The 2,675-nt window shown below is 74.7% G+C and carries 3 protein-coding genes; 1 reads left to right on the top strand and 2 read right to left on the bottom strand.

Going from position 1 to position 2,675, the window contains the following annotated elements; translation table 11 throughout:
- Positions 1 to 412: hypothetical protein (locus tag HW445_RS25875; protein ID WP_180223311.1), on the top strand; the 412-nt coding region annotated here is incomplete at its 5' end.
- A 55-nt stretch (positions 413 to 467) separates the two neighbouring features.
- Here HW445_RS25875 and HW445_RS25870 read toward each other — a convergent pair.
- The gene (locus HW445_RS25870; protein WP_180223310.1) at positions 468 to 1,373 is read right to left on the bottom strand and encodes an RNA polymerase sigma-70 factor; all 906 of its coding nucleotides are present in this window, start codon (positions 1,371 to 1,373) and stop codon (positions 468 to 470) included.
- Positions 1,370 to 2,584, bottom strand: a complete 1,215-nt coding sequence (locus HW445_RS25865; RefSeq protein WP_180223309.1) for an NAD(P)/FAD-dependent oxidoreductase — start codon at positions 2,582 to 2,584, stop codon at positions 1,370 to 1,372. Before HW445_RS25865 ends, HW445_RS25870 begins: the two co-directional genes overlap by 4 nt.
- Positions 2,585 to 2,675: the final 91 nt, after the last annotated feature.

Here is a 2,675-nt window from a genome sequence, read left to right as displayed (position 1 = left end):
CCCGGCGGAGGGCGAGGACGCCCCCTCCGCGGCGTCGGTGCCGCGCGATTCCGGCACCGGCCGGCGGCTCGTGTACGCGCTCGACGCGGACCGGGTGTGGCTGGTGGACGCCGGCGACAAGGCGCTGCGCAGCTTCACGGTGTGGCCCGGCACGATGGACCCGGAGCCGGGTGAGTACGAGGCGGGTACGCGGACGGCGGCGACCACCGGGTCCGACGGGGTGGCGATCGAGCACGTCGTGTACTTCGCCTTCTCCGGCGGGGTGAACTTCGCCTTCTCCCACGCGGAGGACGGGGCGTCCCCCGCGCCGGCCGACGGCAAGCAGACGGCGGGCGTCCGCATGCCGGTCGAGGACGGCACGGCCCTGTGGGAGTTCGCCTCCACCGGCACCCCGGTCGTCGTCGTCCCCTGACCCGGTCCCTGGGGCCGGCCGGCGCCTGGCCCCGGCCCCGCGGCCGGTCGCACCGTCACCGCGTCGGGAGGTCGTGGACGGTGCCCTCCGTGACGGCGTGGAGTTTGTCCGGGCTGGCGACGTTGTGGACGGCGGTGATGCGGCCGTGGGCGTCGAAGTCGAAGGTGACGGTGGCGACCACCCGGTCCGGGGCGCTGAACACGATGCCCGGGCCTCCGTTGATCTCGACGAGCTCGGCGCGCATGTCGGCGGGCCGGACGCCCTGGTAGGTGACCGTGCCGACGGCCGCGAACCACGAGGCCACCGTCCGCGCCCCCACGACCGGCCTGAGCGCCTGCCGGACCTTTCCGCCGCCGTCGGTCCACAGGGTGACGTCCGGGGACAGCAGCTCCATCAGGGAGTTGATGTCGCCCCCGGTCGCCGCGGCGAAGAACCGCTCGGTGACCTCGCGCTGCCGGGAACGGTCGGCGGAGAACCGGGGCCTGCGGGCCCGCACGTGCTCACGGGCCCGGTGCGCCGCCTGCCGTACGGCCGCCTCGGACCGTTCCACCGCCTCCGCGATCTCGGCGTGGCTGAAGCCGAAGACCTCCTTCAGCACGAACACCGCGCGCTCCAGCGGGCTCAGCGTCTCCAGCACCACCAGCATCGCCATCGACACCGTCTCGGCGTCCGTGACGGCGTCGGCGGTGTCGCCGCCGGTGAGGATGGGCTCGGGCAGCCACGGACCGACGTACGTCTCGCGCCTGCGGGTGGTGGACCGCAGGCGTTCCAGCGCCAGGTTGGTCACGATCCGCGTCAAGTACGCCTTGGGGTCGGCGACCTGGGCGCGGTCGGCCGACGACCACTTGATCCAGGCGTCCTGCACCGCGTCCTCGGCGTCGGCCGCGGAGCCGAGGACGCGGTAGGCCACGGAGAACAGCAGCCTGCGGTAGTCGTGGAAGACCTGCCGGCCCGCGCTCACCGGGCGCCCCCGGCGACGCGGGTGAAGCGACCGCCGCGCGGCCAGAACGCGCCCGAGGACGGCATCCTCTTCATCCGGCCGAAGGTCGCCCACGGCGAGGCGGTGACCGTCTCCTTGTACCGGACCGCCGCCCGGCCGGTCAGGTGGACGCGTCGCGGGCTGTCGTCGGGGCGGGTGAACTGGACGACCGCGTCGTGCCGGCCCAGGCTCACCGGCGTGTGGTAGTAGCCGAAGCGGAAAGGCTTGGGCCGCTTGCCCTTCAGCGCGCGCAGGACGCAGACCGCGGCGTGCACGCCGGTCGGCATCCCGCCCTGGCAGGTGCCGTGCATGACGCCGTAGCCCTGGCGGATCGCCGCGGCGTCGCCGACCGCGTACACGTCGGGATGCGACACCGAACGCAGCGCGGAGTCGGTGACAACGCGGCCGCGCTCGTCGACGGCCAGTCCGGCCGCCGCCGCGAGCGGGGCCGCCCGCGTTCCGCTCGTCCACAGGACGACATCGGCGGCGATGCTCTCCCCGCCCGCCGCCTCGACCGACCCGGGCAGCACCTTCTCCACCGTGACGCCGCCGCGCACCTCGACGCCGAGGCGTTCGAGCGCCGACAGGAGGTGCGCCCTGGCCTTCGGGTTCATGGCCGCACCGGGTTCCTCCCGGCCCAGCAGGACGACCGTCAGCTCCGGGTGCCGCTCGGCGATCTCCGCGGCCGACTCCACACCGGTCAGCCCGCTGCCGGCCACCACCACCGTGCCGCTGCCGAGCCGCGCCAGCCGGCCGGCCAGCGCCTCGGCGTCCTCGGGTCCGTCGAGGGTGTACGCGTGGTCGTCGACGCCCGGCACCGCGGTCGTGTCGGTCACGCCGCCCAGGCCGTACACCAGCGTGTCGTAGGGCAGCACCCGGTCGTCGTCGACCCGCACCGTCCGGGCGTCCGCGTCCACCGCCGTCACCCAGCCGCGCACGAACCGGGCGCACGTCCCCTCCAGCAGCTCCGGGATGCTCGGCCCGGCGAGCCGCTGCCCGGTCGCCGTCATGTGCAGCCGCATCCGCTCGGTGAACCGCTCCTGCGCGTTCACCAGGGTCACCCGCACGTCGTCCCGCCGCCCGACCCGGGCCGCGAGCTGGACGGCCGCGGCCATGCCCGCGTAACCCGCGCCCAGGACCACCACGCGGTGCGGGGTGGTGGTCGCCGTGCCGTTCTCGTGCCGTGCGCTCATCGCTTCGCCTTCCTTCTCCCACTGCTGACGACCAGGGGATGGAAGCCGCGCGCCCGTTCGTGACACGAAGTCGCTGTGACACGCGCCACAG

Source organism: Streptomyces sp. UH6, assembly GCF_013421635.1.
Classification (GTDB): Bacteria; Actinomycetota; Actinomycetes; order Streptomycetales; family Streptomycetaceae; genus Streptomyces; species Streptomyces abyssomicinicus.
This window is presented reverse-complemented; position numbering and strand designations above follow the sequence as displayed.

Excerpts from the sequence above, each read along its gene's own strand:
- HW445_RS25865 (WP_180223309.1), bottom strand. The coding sequence starts at position 2,584 with ATGAGCGCACGGCACGAGAACGGCACGGCGACCACCACCCCGCACCGC.